This window comes from Acinetobacter sp. UBA3106, from assembly GCA_002365595.1.
Lineage (GTDB): Bacteria > Pseudomonadota > Gammaproteobacteria > Pseudomonadales > Moraxellaceae > Acinetobacter.
In genome coordinates this window covers 39,474-60,593 of the sequence record DFAM01000009.1, presented here as the reverse complement: position 1 = coordinate 60,593, position 21,120 = coordinate 39,474, and the positions used below count along the sequence as shown (strand labels likewise).

At 41.8% G+C, this 21,120-nt stretch carries 22 protein-coding genes and 2 tRNA genes; 16 read left to right on the top strand and 8 right to left on the bottom strand.

Annotated elements, in window-relative coordinates; translation table 11 throughout:
- Nucleotides 1–58 precede the first annotated feature (58 nt).
- A complete protein-coding gene (locus tag B4C48_RS02980) occupies nt 59–523 on the bottom strand; it encodes a hotdog fold domain-containing protein (protein ID WP_291354107.1) in 465 nt (154 codons plus the stop codon).
- Nucleotides 524–662: 139 nt separating this feature from the next.
- On the opposite strand from B4C48_RS02980, the gene B4C48_RS02975 reads away from it, so the two are divergent.
- From B4C48_RS02975 to B4C48_RS02955, 5 genes are all read left to right on the top strand, one after another.
- The gene (locus tag B4C48_RS02975) at nt 663–1,295 is read left to right on the top strand and encodes a TetR/AcrR family transcriptional regulator (protein ID WP_291354105.1); all 633 of its coding nucleotides are present in this window, start codon (nt 663–665) and stop codon (nt 1,293–1,295) included.
- Nucleotides 1,296–1,452: 157 nt separating this feature from the next.
- Nucleotides 1,453–2,016, top strand: coding sequence for an alkyl hydroperoxide reductase subunit C (gene ahpC / locus B4C48_RS02970; RefSeq protein ID WP_291354102.1), 564 nt, complete (start codon nt 1,453–1,455; stop codon nt 2,014–2,016).
- Between the two features lie 267 nt (nt 2,017–2,283).
- Nucleotides 2,284–3,171: a pirin family protein gene (locus B4C48_RS02965; RefSeq protein ID WP_291354100.1), complete on the top strand. Its 888-nt coding sequence runs from the start codon at nt 2,284–2,286 to the stop codon at nt 3,169–3,171.
- Between the two features lie 429 nt (nt 3,172–3,600).
- A complete protein-coding gene (locus B4C48_RS02960; RefSeq protein ID WP_291354098.1) occupies nt 3,601–4,899 on the top strand; it encodes an FAD-dependent oxidoreductase in 1,299 nt (432 codons plus the stop codon).
- Between the two features lie 3 nt (nt 4,900–4,902).
- Entirely contained in the window at nt 4,903–5,736 is an 834-nt protein-coding gene (locus B4C48_RS02955) for an SAM-dependent methyltransferase (RefSeq protein WP_291354096.1), read from the top strand.
- A gap of 80 nt (nt 5,737–5,816) precedes the next feature.
- Here the strand turns inward: B4C48_RS02955 and B4C48_RS02950 are convergent.
- Together B4C48_RS02950 and B4C48_RS02945 are read right to left on the bottom strand one after the other, a co-directional pair.
- Nucleotides 5,817–5,892: transfer RNA gene (locus tag B4C48_RS02950), tRNA-Thr, on the bottom strand.
- A 140-nt stretch (nt 5,893–6,032) separates the two neighbouring features.
- Nucleotides 6,033–6,260 carry a hypothetical protein gene (locus B4C48_RS02945; RefSeq protein WP_291354094.1) on the bottom strand — a complete coding sequence of 76 codons (228 nt, stop codon included), beginning with the start codon at nt 6,258–6,260 and terminating at the stop codon, nt 6,033–6,035.
- Nucleotides 6,261–6,649: 389 nt separating this feature from the next.
- Between B4C48_RS02945 and B4C48_RS02940 the strand changes: the two genes are divergently transcribed.
- Nucleotides 6,650–6,862, top strand: coding sequence for a hypothetical protein (locus B4C48_RS02940; protein WP_291354092.1), 213 nt, complete (start codon nt 6,650–6,652; stop codon nt 6,860–6,862).
- A 108-nt stretch (nt 6,863–6,970) separates the two neighbouring features.
- On the top strand, nt 6,971–7,231 hold the full coding sequence (locus B4C48_RS02935; protein ID WP_291354090.1) for a hypothetical protein: 261 nt from the start codon (nt 6,971–6,973) through the stop codon (nt 7,229–7,231).
- 275 nt (nt 7,232–7,506) lie between these two features.
- Here B4C48_RS02935 and B4C48_RS02930 read toward each other — a convergent pair.
- A tRNA-Ser gene (locus B4C48_RS02930) sits at nt 7,507–7,596 on the bottom strand.
- 121 nt (nt 7,597–7,717) lie between these two features.
- Between B4C48_RS02930 and B4C48_RS02925 the strand changes: the two genes are divergently transcribed.
- Nucleotides 7,718–9,598, top strand: coding sequence for a potassium transporter Kup (locus B4C48_RS02925; protein WP_291354088.1), 1,881 nt, complete (start codon nt 7,718–7,720; stop codon nt 9,596–9,598).
- Between the two features lie 94 nt (nt 9,599–9,692).
- Here B4C48_RS02925 and B4C48_RS02920 read toward each other — a convergent pair whose 3' ends face one another.
- Nucleotides 9,693–10,514 carry a hypothetical protein gene (locus B4C48_RS02920; RefSeq protein ID WP_291354086.1) on the bottom strand — a complete coding sequence of 274 codons (822 nt, stop codon included), beginning with the start codon at nt 10,512–10,514 and terminating at the stop codon, nt 9,693–9,695.
- 255 nt (nt 10,515–10,769) lie between these two features.
- Here B4C48_RS02920 and B4C48_RS02915 point away from each other — a divergent pair, with 255 nt between their 5' ends.
- Together B4C48_RS02915 and B4C48_RS02910 are read left to right on the top strand one after the other, a co-directional pair.
- Nucleotides 10,770–11,885: a DNA/RNA non-specific endonuclease gene (locus B4C48_RS02915; RefSeq protein WP_291354084.1), complete on the top strand. Its 1,116-nt coding sequence runs from the start codon at nt 10,770–10,772 to the stop codon at nt 11,883–11,885.
- Between the two features lie 68 nt (nt 11,886–11,953).
- The gene (locus tag B4C48_RS02910; protein ID WP_291354082.1) at nt 11,954–12,199 is read left to right on the top strand and encodes a hypothetical protein; all 246 of its coding nucleotides are present in this window, start codon (nt 11,954–11,956) and stop codon (nt 12,197–12,199) included.
- Between the two features lie 325 nt (nt 12,200–12,524).
- Here the strand turns inward: B4C48_RS02910 and B4C48_RS02905 are convergent, their stop codons facing one another.
- Nucleotides 12,525–13,526: an AraC family transcriptional regulator gene (locus B4C48_RS02905; protein WP_291354080.1), complete on the bottom strand. Its 1,002-nt coding sequence runs from the start codon at nt 13,524–13,526 to the stop codon at nt 12,525–12,527.
- A gap of 112 nt (nt 13,527–13,638) precedes the next feature.
- On the opposite strand from B4C48_RS02905, the gene B4C48_RS02900 reads away from it, so the two are divergent.
- Complete coding sequence (locus B4C48_RS02900) at nt 13,639–14,235, top strand: hypothetical protein (RefSeq protein WP_291354078.1); 597 nt, start codon at nt 13,639–13,641, stop codon at nt 14,233–14,235.
- A 382-nt stretch (nt 14,236–14,617) separates the two neighbouring features.
- On the opposite strand, the gene hisF is transcribed toward B4C48_RS02900, so the two are convergent.
- On the bottom strand, nt 14,618–15,379 hold the full coding sequence (gene hisF, locus B4C48_RS02895; protein WP_312159069.1) for an imidazole glycerol phosphate synthase subunit HisF: 762 nt from the start codon (nt 15,377–15,379) through the stop codon (nt 14,618–14,620).
- 110 nt (nt 15,380–15,489) lie between these two features.
- On the opposite strand from hisF, the gene B4C48_RS02890 reads away from it, so the two are divergent.
- Genes B4C48_RS02890 through B4C48_RS02880 form a run of 3 tightly spaced genes read left to right on the top strand, consistent with a single transcriptional unit; the run spans nt 15,490 to nt 17,501 of the window.
- Complete coding sequence (locus tag B4C48_RS02890) at nt 15,490–16,440, top strand: homoserine kinase (protein WP_291354074.1); 951 nt, start codon at nt 15,490–15,492, stop codon at nt 16,438–16,440.
- Between the two features lie 14 nt (nt 16,441–16,454).
- The gene (locus B4C48_RS02885) at nt 16,455–17,078 is read left to right on the top strand and encodes a DUF1294 domain-containing protein (RefSeq protein ID WP_291354072.1); all 624 of its coding nucleotides are present in this window, start codon (nt 16,455–16,457) and stop codon (nt 17,076–17,078) included.
- Between the two features lie 30 nt (nt 17,079–17,108).
- Entirely contained in the window at nt 17,109–17,501 is a 393-nt protein-coding gene (locus tag B4C48_RS02880) for a DUF4870 family protein (protein WP_291354070.1), read from the top strand.
- Between the two features lie 311 nt (nt 17,502–17,812).
- Here the strand turns inward: B4C48_RS02880 and B4C48_RS02875 are convergent, their stop codons facing one another.
- Entirely contained in the window at nt 17,813–18,172 is a 360-nt protein-coding gene (locus B4C48_RS02875) for a helix-turn-helix domain-containing protein (protein WP_291354068.1), read from the bottom strand.
- Between the two features lie 97 nt (nt 18,173–18,269).
- Between B4C48_RS02875 and B4C48_RS02870 the strand changes: the two genes are divergently transcribed.
- Nucleotides 18,270–19,601, top strand: coding sequence for an APC family permease (locus B4C48_RS02870; protein WP_291354066.1), 1,332 nt, complete (start codon nt 18,270–18,272; stop codon nt 19,599–19,601).
- A gap of 47 nt (nt 19,602–19,648) precedes the next feature.
- On the top strand, nt 19,649–21,061 hold the full coding sequence (locus tag B4C48_RS02865) for an NAD(P)/FAD-dependent oxidoreductase (RefSeq protein ID WP_409514808.1): 1,413 nt from the start codon (nt 19,649–19,651) through the stop codon (nt 21,059–21,061).
- Nucleotides 21,062–21,120 lie beyond the last annotated feature (59 nt).

The following is a 21,120-nucleotide window of genomic DNA, read 5'->3' as shown; positions in this document are numbered from 1 at the left end:
CATCTTCAAAACCCTCCTATTGCGGAGGGTTTTTTAATGGACAATTGATGATTAATTTTTATTTCTTGGCAGAAACCCACATGGTAATGACAGCACGGAATACAACCTCCTGAGCTGTATCTTTGACTTCAACCTGAACCTGATAATCACTGCCTGCATTCCACTTGAAATTGGCCTGTACCGGTGTGGCTATTGCAACCAAATCGGTATTGGCTTTTTTCAGGTATTCCACCTGCATGCCTTTGGGAATCCAACGATGAGTAGCCGGTACAGTGGCATCGGTCATGGTTCCCCCGGCAAGCTCTGCCATATTACACATGGCAATGGCATGTACCGTACCCAAATGATTCAGCACAGCGCGGTGCTTTTTCATTTTGATTTCGCAGTATTCAGGCTCCAGCCTTTCAAATAGGGGAGAGATACTGCTGAAATAAGGCGCTTTTAAGCACAACATTTTTGAAAATGTCCATTTACCCGCAGGTTTGTTTGCTAAAGCTTTCCATACTTTTAATGCTTGGCTCATCCGAGATGTCCCTGTTTTAGTTTGCAGAGTATTATTCTAATACAGAATATTATTCTGTTATTTGGCACAAATGACTGCTTTTTAATAAAAAATGGTCTATGATTTTGCCTGGTCTCATCATGTATCGAAGCATATGGATATGCAGCAAGCCGATTTACTACACCGCATTTATCCCGGACGCCGTGCCGAACTAAAACGCATTTTGCTGCAACACGCCTTAGAGTGCTTTGCTGAATTCGGTATTGAAGCCACCAGTATTGAAATGATCCGTGAGCGTGCGGATAGCAGTGTAGGGGCGATTTATCACCACTTTAAAAACAAGGAAGGCATCGTGGGCGCACTCTTTAGTGCAGCCTTGCAAGATCAGATGCAGCAGCGCACAGCAGCATTACAGCAAGCCCGAGGCGTGCAACAGGGTGTGACGGTCATCATTGGTCGATATATTGACTGGGTGGTGCAAAACCCCGATTTTGCCCGCTTCCTGTTTATGGCGCGTAGGGGGTTAGGGGCAGAGCAGAATGCAGCAGTTGCGGTACAAAACCAGCAACGTAATCAGGCGGTATTTGTCTGGTTACAACAGCAGGCCGATGCAGAGATTGCGCAACTTGCAAAGATTCCAAGAGAATTGCTGTTGTCTTTAATGCTGGGTGCAACTGAAAGTTATTGTCGGGCCTGGCTATCACACAAAGTCAGCACTACTCCAACCCTATATAAACAGGCATTGATTGATGCAGCCTGGCAATCTATCGCACAGTTTCCCGCTTATCCTTAAATCGATCCAAACGATAAAAAAGTAAAGCAAGATAGAATTAATTAATCTAAAAATCCGATAGTTTTTATAAAAAAGTACGGTTTTACCTATTTGAGAATCTTTCGTATTCTAGCTTCACAAGATAAGCAATCCCAGAAACGAGCTAGAGGAATATCTCATGAGTTTAATTAATACTGAAGTGAAGCCATTCAACGCAACAGCATATAAAAATGGCGAATTCATTCAGGTGTCTGAAAAAGACATGATTGGAAAATGGTCAGTGGTATTCTTTTATCCTGCAGATTTCACTTTCGTCTGTCCAACAGAATTAGGCGATTTAGCTGATAACTATGCTGAATTCCAAAAAATGGGCGTCGAGATTTATTCAGTCTCTACCGACACTCATTTTACTCACAAAGCTTGGCACGATTCTTCTGACGAAATCAAGAAAATCCAATACAGCATGGTCGGCGACCCAACCTGGACTTTGGCGAAAAACTTTGAAGTTTTAATTGAGTCTGAAGGCTTGGCAGACCGTGGCACTTTCGTGATTGACCCGGAAGGTAAAATTCAGATTATCGAAATCAATGCTGGCGGTATTGGCCGTGATGCTCAAGAACTTCTGCGTAAAGTAAAAGCGGCACAATATGTACATACGCATCCAGGTGAAGTTTGCCCGGCAAAATGGAAAGAAGGTGATGCCACACTTGCTCCTTCAATTGACCTGATCGGTAAAATCTAAGTTTAGCTTCACATGTTCTATTAAAAAATCCAGAATTTCGGTTCTGGATTTTTTTATGTAGATTCCCGGTAAAAGAAAAAGATAGATCATCCTAGCTATAGGAAAATGATGATATTTATCTGGATGAAATGATTTTGTGTATTGAATTTGAAGGTCAAAATTCGATTATCCCATTCTTGAGACGCTGTATATTACGCTGCGACTAGGCCGCAATCTTTAAAAAATCTAAGATAAACACATATTGTTTCCTAGAGATAGGAGTTTGAGATGAAAAAAATTATTGGCGTTTATCGCAACCAGAACATGCATTGGGTGGGTGACGGCTTTCCGGTAAAAAACCTGTTTTCCTATGACCGTTTAGGGCAGGCGATCAGTCCATTTTTACTGTTGGATTACGCAGCACCCTACCATTTTACCCCAACCACGCAGCAACATGGGGTCGGGTCTCATCCCCATCGTGGCTTTGAAACTGTAACCATTGTCTATCAGGGTGAAGTGACGCATAAAGACTCGGCAGGTGGTGGTGGCACCATTCAAACTGGTGATGTGCAATGGATGACGGCAGGAGCAGGCTTGGTGCATGAAGAATTTCATTCTCCTGATTTTGCTCAACATGGCGGCCTGTTTGAAATGGTACAGCTTTGGGTCAACTTGCCTGCAGCAGATAAAATGACCGCACCGAAATATCAGGCCATTACAGCCAAAAACATTCCGGTCATTAAGTTTGAACAGGGTGCAGGGCATATCCGGGTAATTGCCGGTCGCTATATAAAGGATGATGCAGAGCATACAGGTCCCGCTGCAACCCATAGTCCGGTCAATGTCTGGGATGGTGAATTAAAAGCCGAGCAGCTTCAGCATCTGCATGTCCCTGTCGATCACAATGTCCTGTTGGTGGTGCTATCGGGTAAAATGCAGTTGAACGGAACGCAGCATGTGCAAGACAGCTCGATTGTCATGTTTGCTCAAGATGGCGAAGCCGATATTCAACTTGAAGCACTGCAAGACAGCAAATTTTTGCTGCTGACCGGTCAACCGCTTAATGAACCTATTCAGGGTTATGGGCCTTTCGTAATGAATAGCAAAGATGAAATCATTCAAGCATTTAATGATTTTAATAGCGGCAAGTTCGGTGAAATCCCGGTTACAGATTAAGCCTGGCATTTACCTGATTGATGGAAAAAGAAAGAAGCCCCTAAAAACTGAGGGGCTTTTTGCGAACTGAATTTTTTTGTTGTCAGCATATTTGCATAGTTGTAGCTGATACAAAACGTGATGGAGTTATCAGGTTTTTGTCTTGGCTATCATAATAATATTTGAACCTTTTGTAAAACGGTTGTTATAAAATTGGTTAATATATATTGTTTTTTTTAAAAGGATTTTTGTATATTTTATTTAAAAATATAATATTTTCTTGGGTCTATTTGGGGTTTATTTCTATGTAAGCAAATGTAAATTTATGCTTTATATTCATCGTGATGAGTTTTGTTAAAAAGATACATTCTGGAATATTTTAATACCCTCTTTTAACCCCGCTTGGTTCATAATTTCAGTAATCTTATGTGTAACTGACGGATAATAATTTTGGATATTGCAGTTATTGGCAGTGGCATGGCTGGGCTAGCTACCGCAAGAATTCTTAAAGATGCAGGGCATAGCGTGACTATTTTCGAAGCCTTGGCTGGCCGTGGTATGGATAGTCATAGCATTGAATTCGAAGGTGGTCTGATTGATGCACCTTTACGTGTCATGAACCCTCATTTGTGGAAAAACACCCTTAGCCTCGCGGCTTATCTGGGTATCCAGACTTTTCCTGTCCGCACTTATATGGCCTGCAGCTGGTTATTTGAAGACCGTACCGAAACCTGGCTGACCACTTCACGCAGCCGTATTGGTAATTTTCCTATCATTAATAACCGTAAGGGCATTCAGCAATATGGCTGGCGCCTGGTCAAAGGCATGCTGCAGTTGAAGACGGCTATTGCCAAGTTCTTTAAATCTAAAAACCAAGACATTACCTTGGCTGAATTCATTAATAATAATGATATTGAAGAAGTTTTCTGGCATGGCGCAGTGATGCCGGTGCTGTATACCATTTGTACCTGTCATCCCAAAACCATTGGCGAATGGCCGGCAAAACCCTTGCTGGTTTTCTTGCGTCAATTAACCGATGGCGATGCGTTATTGCGTCTACAGGGCGGTACACCGGCCTTGGTCGACAAGCTGGTTGAAGGCATTGAAATCCGTGGCGGTTCTGCCATTACCCATATTCAGCAACAAGAGCAGGGCGTACTGGTTGAAAATGCACAGGGCGAACAACATGTGTTTGACCGTGTGATTGTGGCTACCCCGACCAATAAAATTGAAACATTCCTCGATAATGAACAATTTGCTGATGATATTGCGCTGTTAAAGAAATTTAAATTTGAGCAGGGTCAGCTGGTGATTCATACCGATCAATCGGTGATGCCGCCAAAACGTAAAGATTGGGCTGTACTCAGCTACATGATGGACCGTAAATTTACCCGTCAGCAATTCACCGTCTGGCTGAATTCGGTTGAGCCAAGTTTAGTGGGTAAATCACCAGTATTCCAAACCTGGCAGCCGGTGACCGAAATTGATCCGAAAAAAATTATCTCATCGGTGACCTTAACCCGTGCTGTGGTGGATTCACAAACAGTGGCATTAAATAAAGAGCTGCAAGCCCGTCATAAAGATTTAAACCGTAAAGTGTTTTATTGCGGTTCTTGGTCTTGTGATGGCTTACCTGTACTTGAATCTGCCGTGACTTCAGCCATGCATATTGCAGAAATTTTAGGTGCGCCATTGCCGTTTGCCGGATTAAAACCTAAAGTTGAGGTTGCCCCACAACTCGGCTACTAAAATATGAAATGGCTTCAAGCGATTCGGCAAAAACTTCCTCAACATAAATATGCCATTAATGCAAAACAGTTAGGAGATGATGCCGTACTCGCCTGGAGCAATCTGGGCTATTGGGATGATGCAATGTCGTCCTATCCCACAGCTTGCCGTCAGTTGGCAAATCAATTGGCGCAAGCGGTAGCTTTAACTTCCAATGACCGCTTATTAGATCTGGGCTGCGGACAGGGTGCTAGTCTGCTGTACTGGCAACAGCACTATCGGGTTCAGCATATTGAAGCGGTGGAATTACAAGCCAGCTGTGTCATTCAAATTCAAAAATATTTTCCCCAAATTACGGCGATTTACCCGCAATCGTTTTTAAATTTAAAGCACATTCCTTTCAAGCAGCACTTTGATGTGGTGCTGTGTATCGATGCTGCCTATCATTCCAATCTAAATTCATTCCTAGATTCAGTGGACAATGTTTTAAATTCAAAAGGCCGGCTGGGTTTTCATTATTTAATGCTGTCCGAGCAATGGCTGAATTTGAACGCACTACAACAGCAGAAATATAAATGGCTGCTCAAGGCGGCTGATGTGAATCTGGAGCATTTGATGACGGCATCAATCTTAGAACAAACCTTGCAGCAACATGATTTTAGCGACATTGAAATTCGGGATATATCCAAAGCGGTTTTATACGGCTTTGCAAACTACTTTCAACATTTGCAGCAATTGCCAAAGCAGGGCACAGGCCTGGATACCTTTAAAATTCGCATGACCGCAAAACTCTGTCAGCAGCTTTATCAGGATGGCTTGGTCAATTATGTACAGATCAGTGCAAAGAAGAATGCCTGAGCATGGGAGAGTGTTCTAATTTTTAAAAGCAAAGGCTAAAAACAACAAAGCCTCACTAAAAAGCGAGGCTAAGTATAAAATGGTGCCGGCACACGGATTCGAACTGTGGACCTACTGATTACAAGTCAGTTGCTCTACCAACTGAGCTATGCCGGCAACGTGCAGAGAATAATAGCGAATTTTGTTGAAAACGCAAGCCAAAAAATGAGCGGTTGAAAGAGATGACTTGGTCTTGAGGGGTTCAATTTTTCCAGGTCATCTCGTCAATTCAATAAATGGTTCTCAATTTTAAAAAACTATTTACTCCTTAAAATCTGGTCCAGGTCTTGCGCACATTCTTCCAGGGTTAAAGCCATATCGATTTGCATTTGTGGTTTAAGTTCGCTGGCCAGTTTGCGCCATTGTTCGATCAGTCGGAGGGCTTTTTGAATTTTATGTTTATTAATATCCTTGGCAATTGTTGGAGTATAACCACCACGTTTAGCATTCTTGATTTGTTTGACATAATTATTGCTGGTATTCATATCTACTCCCGAATAGCAGTTTTTCTATGTGTTCAATGTGCTTTTATAGGTCGACTTAAGGCTCTGTTAGATGATTGTTATCATGGAAATATTGCATTTATATGATCATATTTCAATAGATTTATTGAGCTTCTGAACTTGCTAAATAATACCTTGCAGTAACTGTGCCATTTCTGTGGCATGTGAATACAACATCAGGCTTTGAAGGCTTTTGGTAAGCAATGTGAAGCGGATTTTATTGTAGTTGTTGCAGATCAATCATCTAGAGATATCACATTTACAATGATGGAAATTGACACATTGCTTGAGTTGGAAGATCAAATTTAAGGCGTAAATTAAAGCTGATGTAGTGCAAATGATCAATCGCAATGCACAGGACAGACAGCCCCATGACCGAACAAGATGACCAACAGCCAGACCAGCAAAAACAGCCAGTTCCTTTAATTCAAAATCCTGATCAGCAGGAACAACCCAATCCACCCCATCCTCAACCCGATCAACCCAAACCACCGACTCCTCAACCGGATCAACCAGATCAGCATATCGGGACATCCAATCCGCAAAGAAAGCCGAATGAAAATCCTGTCACGCGACAGAAATAAAGGATTTTTTTCCTTGAATCAGGAGCCCGGTTCTTATAACTTCATCCTGAGTGATAGATGATCGTTTTTGTAGCTTGAAGGTCGGAGGGGCTTAAGGGAAATAAGAAAATGATGACAAGACAGACCAAAATTATCAGTATGGTGGTGGTACTTATTCTTATCGCCATTGCGGCATTTTTGTATTTTCAGTCCATGAAAGAAGAGGAATTTGGAGGCTTCGAGGAGGGGACAGAGCAATACTATGGCTATCGCTATGCGCAAGACAATCTCAAATCTGTAGACCAATGCGATGATGATAAAGATGATCCTTCCATGAACTTCAATGAGGAATTTTTTCAGGGATGTCAGAAATATTTTGAAAATAAATAAGGTTTTAAAACCCGTTTAAATATAAAAAAACCTGTTTTGCTGAACTTGGCAGTTCGCTGTTGCCGCTTTTTTCTTCATTGCTTGCAGTGATTTTATTGATCGTTTCTACAACATTTAATCGCACAGGTTTCATCAGTAACTAAAAAATCTAATAATTGATGCACGATATCAAAGAATTTTAATCATTTTTTTAACAGGATAGAACAACAAAAAAGGCTTAAACCCTTTGGATCTAAGCCTTCTAAGACATCATGTGACTGCATGATTATGAGTCTTGGCGGTGAGAGAGGGATTCGAACCCTCGATACGCGCAAACGTATACACACTTTCCAGGCGTGCTCCTTCAGCCACTCGGACACCTCACCATTGCGTCGCGATAATAGCGAAAAAAACCCCCTCTGCCAAGTTGAAACAATTGATTTAGAGCAAAAGTTTTTGCTCAGTGATATGATTGCGAAAAAATAGTGTCTAAAACGAAGACGAAATATGCAAAGTACTGCACAAAAAGCCGCCTTGCCTGTGATTACCCTTGCAGCGCTTGGGGTGGTATTTGGAGACATTGGCACCAGTCCATTGTACGCCCTTCGACAATGTTTCCTCACTGCACATCTCGCCATTACTGAAGCCACTGTTCTTGGTATTTTGTCACTGATTTTTTGGTGCATCATGCTGACGATCAGTTTCAAATACGTCACCATCATTATGCGTGCAGACAACAATGGTGAAGGCGGGATCATGTCATTACTGGCATTGAACCTGCGCACCACACGTATTGCCGATAACAAGAAAATTTATCTGATTGCTCTGGGCTTTATTGGTGCTTCATTATTTTTTGGTGATGGTATTATTACCCCTGCCATTTCCGTACTATCAGCTATTGAAGGATTGAGCATTGCAACGCCGATGTTTAACCAGTGGCTGATGCCTCTGGCCATTGGTATTTTATCCGGATTGTTCCTGATCCAACGGCATGGTACAGCCACCATGGGGAAATTTTTTGGTCCTCTCACCTTGGTATGGTTTCTATCGATTGGTGCGGTGGGGATATGGAGCATTATCCAAACCCCTTTTGTCTTGACCATGATCAGTCCACACTGGGCTTTTAATTTTGTTGTGCATCAGCCTTATGTGGCTTTTCTGACTATGGGCGCGGTGATTCTGACCATGACCGGCGGGGAAGCTTTATATGCCGATATGGGGCATTTTGGTCGCTTACCGATTCGTCTGGCCTGGTTCATCATTGTTTTACCTTGTCTGCTTTTTAACTATGCAGGACAAGGGGCATTATTACTGCGTAACCCGGATGCGATTGCCAATCCATTCTATATGCTGGTGCCAGGCTGGGGCTTGTACCCGATGATTGGTCTGGCCACTGCAGCCGCAGTGATTGCCTCACAAGCCGTGATCACGGGCGTTTTTTCCATGACCAATCAGGCGATTCAGCTGCGCTATTTGCCACGTTTAACCGTGCATCACACGTCGGATGTTGAACAGGGTCAAATCTATTTACCCTTCATCAATTGGGTGTTGTATATTTCCGTCGTCATCCTGATTTTATTGTTTGAAAACAGTGCTAATTTAGCCAGTGCTTATGGTGTCGCCGTGACCATGACCATGCTCTGCGGAACCATTCTGATTTCATTTCTGGCTTATGGTTTTTGGCGCTGGTCAGTATGGAAAGTCTTATTATTTGCTGTGCCATTCTTGTTGATAGATCTGGTTTTTGTCGCATCGACCTCATTAAAAATTCTTTCTGGAGGATGGGTGCCAATTATGATTGGCGCTGCGGTATATACCATTTTAATGACCTGGAAAGCAGGCCGTGAAATTCTGCTGGCACGTTTGGAAAAAGATGCCTTGCCGATTGATCTGTTTATCAAAAGCATTGGCATGAGTGCTGAAACCCAATTTGTTCCAGGCACAGCCGTATTCCTGACCGGTACGCCGAATATTGTGCCGCATGCCATGTTGCACAATATTAAGCATAATAAGGTTCTGCATGAGCTGAATCTCATGGTGACTGTGAATACCCGTGATATTCCTTATGTGGCTCGGGAAGAGCGCTGTAAGATTGAAAAAATGGATAACCGTTTCTACCGTATTTCATTGTATTACGGTTTTAAAGATCAGCCGAACATTCCTGAAGCCTTAGAACAGGCCTATCAAGAGTTAGGTTTTGAATTCGACATGATGCAAATGAGCTTCTTTATTTCGCGAGATCGACTGATTCATACGGTCGGTGAAGGCTTATCACCATGGCGTGAAAAACTGTTTATTTCCATGCAGCGTAATACCAGTCCGGTCAGTGACTTTTACCAGATTCCTCCCAATCGTGTGGTTGAATTGGGCAGTCAAATTGAAATTTAACTAAATTTAATTTTTTTTTTGCGGACAATAAAAAACCAAGGTGGAAAATCCTTGGTTTTTTATTTGGAGGATGAAAGCCTGAAAAAGAGTGTGATTAGTTCTCTGTTGCTTCAGCCATTGGTGCTTCAGGAGCGGCATTTACTGGCGCATCTGTCACAACAGCTTCTGGTGCTGCTTGCACTGCATCATCTGGCTGTGTTGCTTCAGGAGTTGCTGCAAAGGCTTCCTGAGGTGCATTAGCTTCAGTCGTATCTGCCGGAGCTAAAGCAGCAGATTGATTGGTTGCACCTGCTTGAGACATATTCGCTGCATTCGCTTGTTGTACGTCAGCAGGAGACTCATTGACTGGTGCAGCTGCGATCTCTTGATCAGCAACTTGCTCTGCCTGTTGTGCGGCCAATTCAGTATTTGGTTGCATTGGATCTACATTTTCAGATGTAGCTTGAGCTGTTTGCTCAACAGCTGCCGTATTTGCTTGCGCTGTAGCCGGATCAACAGCTTGTGCCGCTGTATTCATCTCTGTACCTTGTACAGCAGTAGCATCAGAAACTGAGGTTGTCTGTACTTCGGTTTCAGATACAGCTTGAGTTGACTCAGCATTCTGTGCTGTTGTATTTAGGTCAGCATTTTGTGGGGCCGCTTGAGATGCAGTATTTTCTGCTACAGCACTGGTTTGCATTTCGGTCTCAGAACCAGCCGGATTAGCCGCAGCAGCAATTTGACCTGCATCCACAATACGGATTTGGCCACTGCTTACTAATTCTTCAATAGAACCCGCCTGACCATTTACCGTGGTGCTGAGTTTAACTTTAGATAAACTTTCTAAAGTATCGCCTGGTTGAATAGGCGGTTCTGCAAATGCCGTTGCACTCATCATTCCCGTCACTAGACTTAAACCTAAAAGCTTAAACTGCATAAAATACTCCGTAACAATCATTATTCAGATTTTTTGCGTATTTTTACCTTGTCATAAGCATCATCGGTTTTTCAATCAAACATACGTAAAGCTAGTAAGACTTGTTATAAAAGCTTTAGAAAATTAGACATACTGTTACAACAATTGTGCTTTTGTTGAACAATTTTAGCCTAAATGTTAAGCAAATAAAATTTGCTACATATACTTCATTTTCTCTGCTTGTTAAGCTCGTGAAAAATGGGGGTTGGTCTCAAAATGGCAATAAAGAAACGTAAAGCTGGTCAATCTTTGACGCAAATTCTAAAGCAGAATAGTTTAAAAATTATTTTGGGCGTAGTGGCGACTAGCAGTTTTGCAATTGCTTTTGGACAAGAAAAAATTCAACAGCTAGTTTCCTTGCCATCTTCATCCAACTCGGCATGTCTGGATCAGTTTTACCGCGATATTCCGCCTTATCTGTCCAAAGAAAGCCTGAATAAAAATGCCTTTCCGCTGTGCTTTAATGGCTTTAATGTCATGTATTCGGGAGTGTCTAAAACCCCTTTGTGGGTAGCAGAAGCTTTAACTCCGCAGCGCTTGAGCCAGAAAATTCCACGTGAAGACAACTTTCATGAAGAAACCGCTGTAAAAGCAGAATATCGCGCGACCTTGGCTGACTATAAAGCTTCAGGTTATGACCGTGGACATATGGCCCCGAATGCCGATATGCCAAATAAAAATGCGCAGTTTGACAGCTTCTCATTGGCCAACATGGTACCGCAGGCACCGAAGAATAATCAGCAGGTATGGCGAGAGCTGGAAGAGGCGACTCGTGCCATTGTCACCAAACAGAAGCAAGAGGTCTATATTGTCACGGGACCGGTGTATTCCGCTAAAAAGCTGAAGACAATTGGTAATGGGGTGATTGTCCCGACAGCCACCTATAAAGCCATCTACCTGCCAAAAACAGGCGCGGCAGGGGTGTACTATGCGGACAATACCCTGAAAGATACTGCGCCAAAAGTGCAGGTGATCAGTATTTGTGCCCTGGAAGATTTGACAGGAATTAATATTTTCCCGCAGTTAACTGAAGATCAAAAGCGCAATACTTATAATTTGCCGTTAAAGGCCAGTGCTGTGAAAGCAAGCCAGAAAATTGCCTATTCCCATTGGGATGCAGAAAGCCAATGTGCGGAAGAGGTCAGTGCAGATGAGCTTACTGCTTTGCAGAAAAAGTTTAAATCTTCATCTGTAAGTTCAACACCTTCCGCTGCTGCAGCATCGGGTGAGAATAAGGGCAGTGCGCCTACAATTGATCCAAACACTCAAGATGCGATAGTTAAGCAATTGATTGAAGGGTTGTTGCAGTACATTTTACAGTTGTTGAAATAAGCTCTTTTTAGGTAGGATGAGAATCATCATCCTACTTTTAAATAACAACAAAGATCAGTGAGAATACAATGTTTAAGCCTTTTGAAAATGGCACGGAATCGCATGCCATTCACGACCTCACCTTAGAGAACCAAGAAGACTGTGTCAGTATTTATGGCAATTTACAGCTCACCAAAGATCAGGCCGGACTGCAGGCTGCCAAAGCGTTGCAGACTTATATAAATGCCGTGGTCAGTGCTTTAGAAAATGAAGCTCATCTTCCGGAAAAAATTGATCGGCAAGATGAACAGGAAATTGAAAATCCATTTTTATAAGCCGTCGCATGTTCCATGTGGAACATAAAAAAGTTCACCGAGGTGAGCTTTTTTTATGGCGAGAATTTTTAGCTTTTTCCGAAGCCACTCCTTTATAAATGAGCGCGCCAAAAATGGCACCCAAAATCGGGACTACCTAGAGAATAGCCAGAGTTGACTTAAAGCTACAGTTTGTGCAAAAAAGGCCACTAAATTATTCTCCAGATGTAGTTATTCATTTTCTTTTTATCATTTAGGACATTTTCTATTAATCGATAAATTGAACATTTCTCAATTTCAACATAATCAGGAGAAATGACCTTTATACCAGCAGCTGGAAGCATTTTTATGCATATTGTTGTTGTCGCCATTGCTGCGGTGTCATGCTTGTCCACTGCTTAAATGCACGCTGGAATACACTTTGCTCGGAATAGCCCAGCAATAAGGCAATTTCTTGCAGGCTGAGATGTCGGTTCTTTAAATATTGCTCCGCCAATAAATGTCGTACTTCTTGCATGCGTTGCTGATAGGTGGTGTCTTGTTGTTGCAAATGGCGTTGTAGTTGGCGTACCGACATATGTAACTGTTTGGCAATAGGTTCGATTTGATACTGGTTTTTTTGCAGCCCGATAAGAATGGCTTGTTGCAGCCGATGATCCAGCTGGGTGGAATTGGGAAGCTTATCTAATAGCGCATGGGCTTGTTGCATCAGCAAATGCTGCAAAGTTTGGTCACCCTGACGTATAGGTTTAGTCAGCTGATGAATGGGGGCAATAAGTTGAGCCTTTGGTTGTGAAAATAGGACTTTGCAATTGAAGTATTGTTCATAGATGGCTACATTTTTGGGGGCAGGATGAATAAAGTGCACTTCATGTATATGAATATCTTTAAAATCCAGAAAATGTTTCAGAAACTGCACCATCAAGGCAATGGCGTTTTCATGCGTGATTTGTGTGGTCAAATGAAAGGGGATATATCCCCAGCCAATAGCAAGATAGTCATCCTGTATACTGAGTTCTAAGGTGCTGCCATCATAGATCAGTCGATGAAAATCATGATAACGGTATAGCGCTTCCCCCAAAGTGTTGCAGGACAGGGCAATATAGGCAATGATGCCTAAATGTTTAGGCTGAACATGTTCGGCAATATCCAGGCCTAATGCCGGAATTTGCAGATGCTGATCTACATCGGTCAGCAAATCACGCCAAAGACAGAAGTCAAAACGTTCTAGATTTTGAACTTGTTCAAGTTTTTCAGAAATAGCTAAGCCTTTGGCCTGACTATAGGCATATAGCAGATGCCCAAGTCCGCCATATACGGAGCCTGTGTAGTCTTTAGAATGTGGCATATAAATCTTTTTATTGTCGTAATTTATCAATTAAATTTTATTGTATATTTTATGGTCAATATTTAGCATATTTTATAACCTATATTCAATATAGGATAGGGAGAAATTAGATATGTGGAAAGGATTTTTGGTTGGGCTGGTGGTGGCCAATGGTTTTGAATGGGTAGCACACAAATATATTTTGCATGGTACACACCGCAGTGGGAAGCCGCGCTATAGCCCTGTGCCAGACAGTATGAAGTCGCATTGGGAACATCATCGTGAAGTCAGAAAAACGGCATTTCATGATCATGGCTATGTCGAAGGTCTTGCAAATTGGCGTACTAAGAATGAAGTTATTTCCCTGACTGTGGTTGCAGGTGTTTTTGGTGCGGTATTTTATCCGGTATCTAAAGGCATGGCTTTGTCTACGGTATATAGTGCCTGTAATTATTATTATATTCACCGTCGTGCTCATTTAGAGCCAGAGTGGGCGATGAAAAAAATTCCCTGGCATTATGATCATCATATGAACTCCAATCAGGATGCCAACTGGTGTGTGACCAAGCCGTGGTTTGATTACCTTTTGGGAACTCGAGTAATTTCATCACCAGATTTACAGGAAAAAAATCCATTAGGAATTATGCTTCCTCGCCCAGTATCAAATTTGTTGAACGGGATGGCTGATCGTTACTTTCCGGCAAAATGGGTGGACCAACAAGGTAGATAATTAATTTACTCAAAATGAAGTGTAAATTTTTTGAGCATGTATTCGTCACAAAAAATTAGCCAGAAGTCCCTGTTTTCAAGACCTTGTCGTAATTTGTCAATGTTTTCGGCACTAATCGTCAATGTATTGGTTATTTTTTTGTTATATATTTGTTTTCGTTATCAGGTCGGCCAAGTTAGCTTGATAAGTCACTGTATATGTCATTTTATTGTTGTTAATTTCAAGAAACCGCGCTGTAGTTTTCTTGGTTTATAGGGAGTCTTCAGGACTCCCTTTTTTTATCTGTAATTTTTATGCTGGTTTGATTGCAAAATTGCTCTATGAATAAAAAAGAGTGGGGGAACCACTCTTTTTTAGACCAACACGTATTTAGCCGGAGCACTTAGAGACGCATTTCAATCCCTTGTGCAGCCAGATATTGTTTGGCTTCCGGAATGCTGTATTGACCAAAGTGGAAAATAGAAGCCGCAAGGACAGCATCTGCGCCGCCTTTTAAAATACCATCGGCCAAATGCTGCAAGTTACCCACACCGCCAGAAGCAATGGTTGGAATAGTGACGCGGTCATTGATGTTGCGCATTAACGCCAGGTCATAACCGGCTTTGGTGCCATCGGCATCCATAGATGTAATTAAAAGTTCGCCCGCGCCGTAATCAGCCATTTTTACAGCCCATTCAATCGCATCAATCCCGGTCGGTTTACGGCCACCGTGGGTGAAAATTTCCCATTTGTTGTCGCCAGTTTTCTTGGCATCAATGGCGACCACAATACATTGTGCGCCAAAGCGCTGCGAAGCTTCCTGAACAAATTCCGGGTTAAATACCGCAGCCGAGTTAATGCTGACTTTATCTGCACCCGCATTCAGCAACAGGCGGATATCTTCCACCTTACGCACACCACCACCTACGGTGAGGGGAACAAAGACGCTTTCAGCCATGCGTTCAACAGTACGGTACGTGGTATCGCGGCCGCTTGAGGTTGCGGTAATGTCCAGGAAGGTAATTTCATCGGCACCTTGTTCATTATAACGGCGTGCTACTTCAACCGGATCGCCTGCATCACGAATATCAAGGAATTGTACACCTTTCACCACTCGACCATTATCTACGTCAAGGCAAGGAATAATACGTTTAGCAAGCATAATTTTTTCCAAAAATAACAGCCGATTATGAAACTTCGCCACGAAGGTGCTACACCTTGGTAGTTGTAGAAGGTATTCTATCAAAATTATGTAAGTTTTTTCGCAGGTTTTCTATGTCGGTTTATACCACTTTGACTTTACAGGAAGTTCAGGCTTTTGCAGCACCTTATGGATTAGAGGTGATTGACCTGATTCCGATTCAAGGAGGTATTCAAAATACAAACTATTTTTTAGTCTGTGAAAATGCAAAGCAGTATGTGTTGACCGTGTTTGAAGAGATGGATGAGCAAGGCGCAGGGGAGCTGGTTCCGGTACTTGAGCATTTGGGTCAACAGGGGGTAGCTGTACCTGTACCGTTAAATTATGCGGGTAAGGCCATTCATAGCCTTAAAAATAAGCCGGCGCAAATTGCACCACGTATGCTGGGTGAACATCCTATGCCATCAACCCTGGAACAAGCACAGGCCATTGCCGTGGCTCAGGCAAAAATTCATATTGCCTTACAGGATTTTCCCCTGGAGCGTGCCGAATATCGTAACCATGATTACTGGTTGCAAGTGGCCAAAGAATTAAAACCGACGTTAAATCCGGCAGATGCTATTTTGCTTAGTGAATTGTTGGGGCTGTATGATGCGCTCACTGCAGTCTATCCAAATCGTCCCAAGGGCTTTATTCATTCTGACTTGTTCCGTGACAATACCTTGTTTGACGGTAATGAGTTAAAAGGCATCCTGGATTTTTACGAGCTCAATAAAGACGAGTTCCTATTTGATATTGCGATTACCTTAAATGACTTCTGTACCGAATATCCGGAAGTATATTTAAATGAAGCGAAAGCCCAAGCCTTTTTAGAAGCCTATGAAACGGTGCGTCCACTGACCGAGGACGAAAAATCCTGTCTGGAAATCTACTTGGCCATGGCAGCAGCACGTTTTTGGTTGATGCGTTTACAAGTCGCACAAAAAAATGCACAACAAGGACGTACTGGAGATGATATTCTTCAGAAAAATCCTTTGGAAATGCGTAATATGCTGGTGGAACGACTAAAATTTGTGACGGCTTGAGATAGGACATAAAAATGCGTGATCAGGGGCGATTGGTCGAATGGTATGATGATAAAGGCTACGGCTTTATTCAGCCCAATGATGCCTCGAAAGATCGCGTGTTTTTACATATAAAGGATTTTATGCGTCAGGGACCACGTCCGATTGTAGGTTGTGCCCTTGAATATACCGTATTGCTGGATGGGGATGGACGTTATCGCGCCCAGCAGGTCATCTATCTGAAAGCCTCGCAAACTCAAAAAAAAGTAAACAAGCCGAAAAATTCCAATCAACCGGCACAAAAATTAAAACCGATGCAAATTGCCTGTGTTGGTTATATTTTGGCTTTGGCTGTGTTTACCATACTCGACTTATTAAGTGGCATGGTGCTGTTATTTATTAGCGTGATTAATGCCATAACTTACTGGATGTATGCCCAAGATAAAGAAGCTGCTTTACAGGGCAATCGCCGTGTACCTGAGCAAACTCTGCATCTGTTATCTTTTCTTGGTGGTTGGCCTACCGCATGGCTCGCGCAAGAAAAAATGCGACATAAAACACAAAAACAACCGTTTAGAAAAATTTATTTTTGTACCATAGCCTTAAACATACTTTTAATTTTATGGCTGATTTCTCCTTTAAATGTAATTAAATTTTAAAAGAGAATAATTACTTTAAAAGGTATAACAATGAATTATTCTATCGATCAAGATCCCAACCGTACCCTGACTCTAGTTCTGTATATACTTTATATTATTGCTATTTTTACCGGCGGTTTATTAGCAGTTATTGCGCTGATTATTAATTACATGAAACGTAACGATGTGCGCGGTTCCATTTTTGAAAGCCATTTTACCTGGCAAATTCGTACCTTCTGGTGGTATTTATTCTGGAATATTCTCGCTTTTATTCCTTTTATTTTTCTATTCTTTACCGGTGAAAACATGGATGTATTTACTGGAGTTGCCTTAGGCGCAAGTGCATTCTGCCTAGTGGTAATTGGTGTTGCCTGGATCTGGATTGTCTATCGGGCCATTCGTGGCATCATCCGTTTAAACGACAATCAGCCGATGTATCAATAATATAAATTGACCATAAAAAAGGCAGCAAAAGCTGCCTTTTTTTATGCACCTTAATGTACCACTTATTAAAAATTGTGCGTTACTTTAGCTACTTTATAAAAATCAACATTACCTTTTTAATTTTTATAACATACTTTTTTAATTAAAATATTTTACGTTTTTAATATTTATATTTTACATTTTTATTTTAATTATTATACGTTTTTAATATTTAAAAATTACTTTTTTAATAAAATAACTATACATTAATGTACATTTATTTTTATAAATTTAATTTCTGTTTTTATTTTGAATTTTGGTTAATTCTAGACTTAAGAATAAAAGCGACCGCGGCGACGACGTAGCCCTAAAATATGAATGGCACGTACCAGAACGGCATATGAAACTGCATAGCCAAAGCGTTGTTCAAACAAAGGTACAAGATCACTGATGTTTTGAAATTTTGTATTCTTTACAAATACTTGAAATTCATTCCAGTTCTTAATGTGGCTGGGAGCACCACGGTTTTTTGCTGGTTTTGGTAGTAAATCTCCTGTTTCTTCTTCCAGCTTAATCCAGGCATCTAAAGTCACACGAGAGATGTTGAATTCTTTACAAACTGCCACCTTGTAATCGGTTTTTTTATACATTTGAATGGCTGCTTTTCGAGTTTCTAAACTGTACTTTGGCATTTAATCTCGCCTGAGTTAAATATTTATATTTTTATTATATGGCATAGTCATTGCAAATGAACAAACAACTCAAATAAATAATGTTCAGGTGACATGCATGAAAAAAATGCAAGTTTCTTTCAAGAAAATGTCTTTATGGCAAGTGGTGATTATTGGTATCGCGTATATGACACCGATGGTGGTGTTTGATACTTTTGGTATTGTTTCAGGGATCACGGATGGACGTGTACCTCTGGCCTATATTTTAGCCTTGGCTGCAATGCTGCTGACTGCTTTTAGTTATGCACGTTTTAGTCGTATTAGTGATAAATCGGGTTCAGCCTATACTTATACAGCAGAATCTTGTGGTGCAAAGGCAGGATTTTTTGTGGGTTGGTGTTCCTTACTGGACTATATTTTACTGCCATTAGTCAATGCATTACTGGCAGGAATTTATTTGGAAGCAGTGATTCCAGATGTGCAATATTGGGTTTGGGTGAGTCTGTTTGCGGGACTTGTTACACTGATCAATTGTTTCCGTATTAATATCTTAGCCAATCTCAGCTTGATCTTTGTCTTGGCACCGCTGTTGTTGATGGGGCTATTTGTTTATCTGGTCATTCAAGGTGTTGGATCATCACAAGGTTATGAGCATGTGCTCACAGTTGCTCCGTTATTTAATGGTGATACATCAATTCTGCCATTGATTGCGGGTGCCTCCATTCTATGTTTCTCATTCTTGGGCTTTGATGCCGTGACCACCATGTCGCATGAAACCAAAGATCCAAAACGTACCATTCCGCGTGCAGTTATCTTGACCACTTTAATGGGTGGAACAATTTTCATCACTGCTTCGTGGTTTATCCAACTGTATTTTCCGAGTAACGTGCGTTTTAACAATCCGGATGAAGCATTACCGGAAATCGTGCTCTATGTCGGGGGAGCATTGTTCCAGTCGGTATTTCTGTGTGCACAAATTATGAATACCTTCGCTTCAGGTCTGGCAACCCATGCCAGTGCATCCCGTCTGATTCATATTATGGGTAAAGATGGTATTTTTCATAGAGAAACTTTTGGTCAACTGCACAGCAAATTAGGTACACCGCTGTATGCAGTCCTTACCATAGGCCTCATTTCCTTAACGGCGATTGTCCTCGATTTAGCCACTGTAGTCAGCATGATTAGCTTTGGCGCACTGATTGCTTTTACGGCAGTAAATTTCTCAGTTCTTATGAAATTCTATGTGCTAGAGAAACAACGCCAAGGCTTTAAAAATAAATTTATGAATCTGATTTTACCGCTGATCTCTGTGGCCGTAATCATGTGTTTATGGTTAAACCTGGAACGATCAGCCCTTCTTTTTGGCTGCGGATGGTTGTTTATCGGGGTAGTAATCTTCCTTTATAAAAAACTGAAAAAGCAAAATATTGTGATTGGTAACGCCTACTAAAAGATTGCCGCAAATTTTGAAATGAATTGAAGATGGGAAGAATGAACATGAATATACAAAAACCAGTATTTTTAAATGACGTAGAGTTTAAAGCCAGCGTAAACCAGCAAAGTGGCAAGGAATGGAACTGGATTAATCCAAAGCATGGTGCATTTGGGCATCCTGCGAATTACTATGAAAGTTCACTGGAACAATGGCGCCAGTTTGATAGCTTGAGTGCCGATATTGAATGTGATGTGGTGGTGATTGGCGGTGGTTTGTTAGGCGCTTCTACCGCTTTGCATTTATCCGAGCAGGGCGTAGAGGTTGTGCTGGTTGAGAAAAACCGGATTGGCAGCGCAGCTTCAGGTCGTAATGGTGGACAACTGACTCCCGGCTTGGCACGTTGGGAAGCTTCCGAGATGATTGAGCGTTTCAGTTATGCAGATGCCAAAAAACTCTGGCATTTCACCTCAACCGAAGCCATGGCTTTAATTGATTCGATTGCAGATCAATACGATCTGGATTTACAGCGTAAGCGTGGTCATATTACTGCCGCCGTGCATGAAGGGCATTTGGTGGGTTTGACTCAGGGGTCAGATGCCCGCAAATTTTTGGATGAATCGCATACTCAAGTGATGGGTAAACATGAATTGATGGGGCATATTAATTCTGACAACTACTGCGGCGGTTTACTGGATACATTGGGTGGACATATTCATCCACTAGCTTTAAACCGTGGTTTGGCTTATGGCTTCTGTAAAAATGGCGGCAAGATTTATGAGGAAACAGAAGTACTTTCTGTTGAAGAGCGGGAAGATGGGATTTATGTAACTACTTCTGGCGGTGTGATTAAAGCACGTAAAAGTGTGGTGATGGGCGTGCATCATGCGTCGTTTAAACTATTGAAAGAACATAACCAGACTACGATTCCATTCTATACCTATGTCTGTACCACCGCACCTTTGGAAGTTAATTTAAAAGAGTTGCTACCCAGCGATGCACCGGTGTATGACACACAATTCCAGATTGATTATTACCGTGGTGTATCTAAAAACCGTTTACTATTTGGTGGAGAAGGTACAGGTTCTTGTTGGAATCCTGAAAAAACCCATCAATATTTATTGGGTCGAATCAGACATGTGTTCCCACAGTTACAAAATGTAGAACTTGATTTTGTCTGGAGCGGCACAACTGATCTGACCATGAATGGTGCTGCGGACAGCCGTAAATTTGGCAATAAATTCCCGATCTATGCTGTGCAAGGATGGAGTGGTCATGGTGTGGCACAAACAGTGCGGATTGGGAAAGCTATTGCCGATGATTTCTGTGGAAAAGCCGATGATTTCAATATGCTGAGCAGTATTCAGCATCAAGATATTTTATTTGGTCGTGCTTTAGCACCTGTGGTGATTCCCATGGCAAAAAGTGCATATGGATTAGGGGCTTTAATTAATCCGGGGAAAATGGTGTCATTTTAAAGCTCTCTTTTTTACCAAAAACTAAGGGTTGATCTTCCTCTCCCAGTGGGAGAGGACTA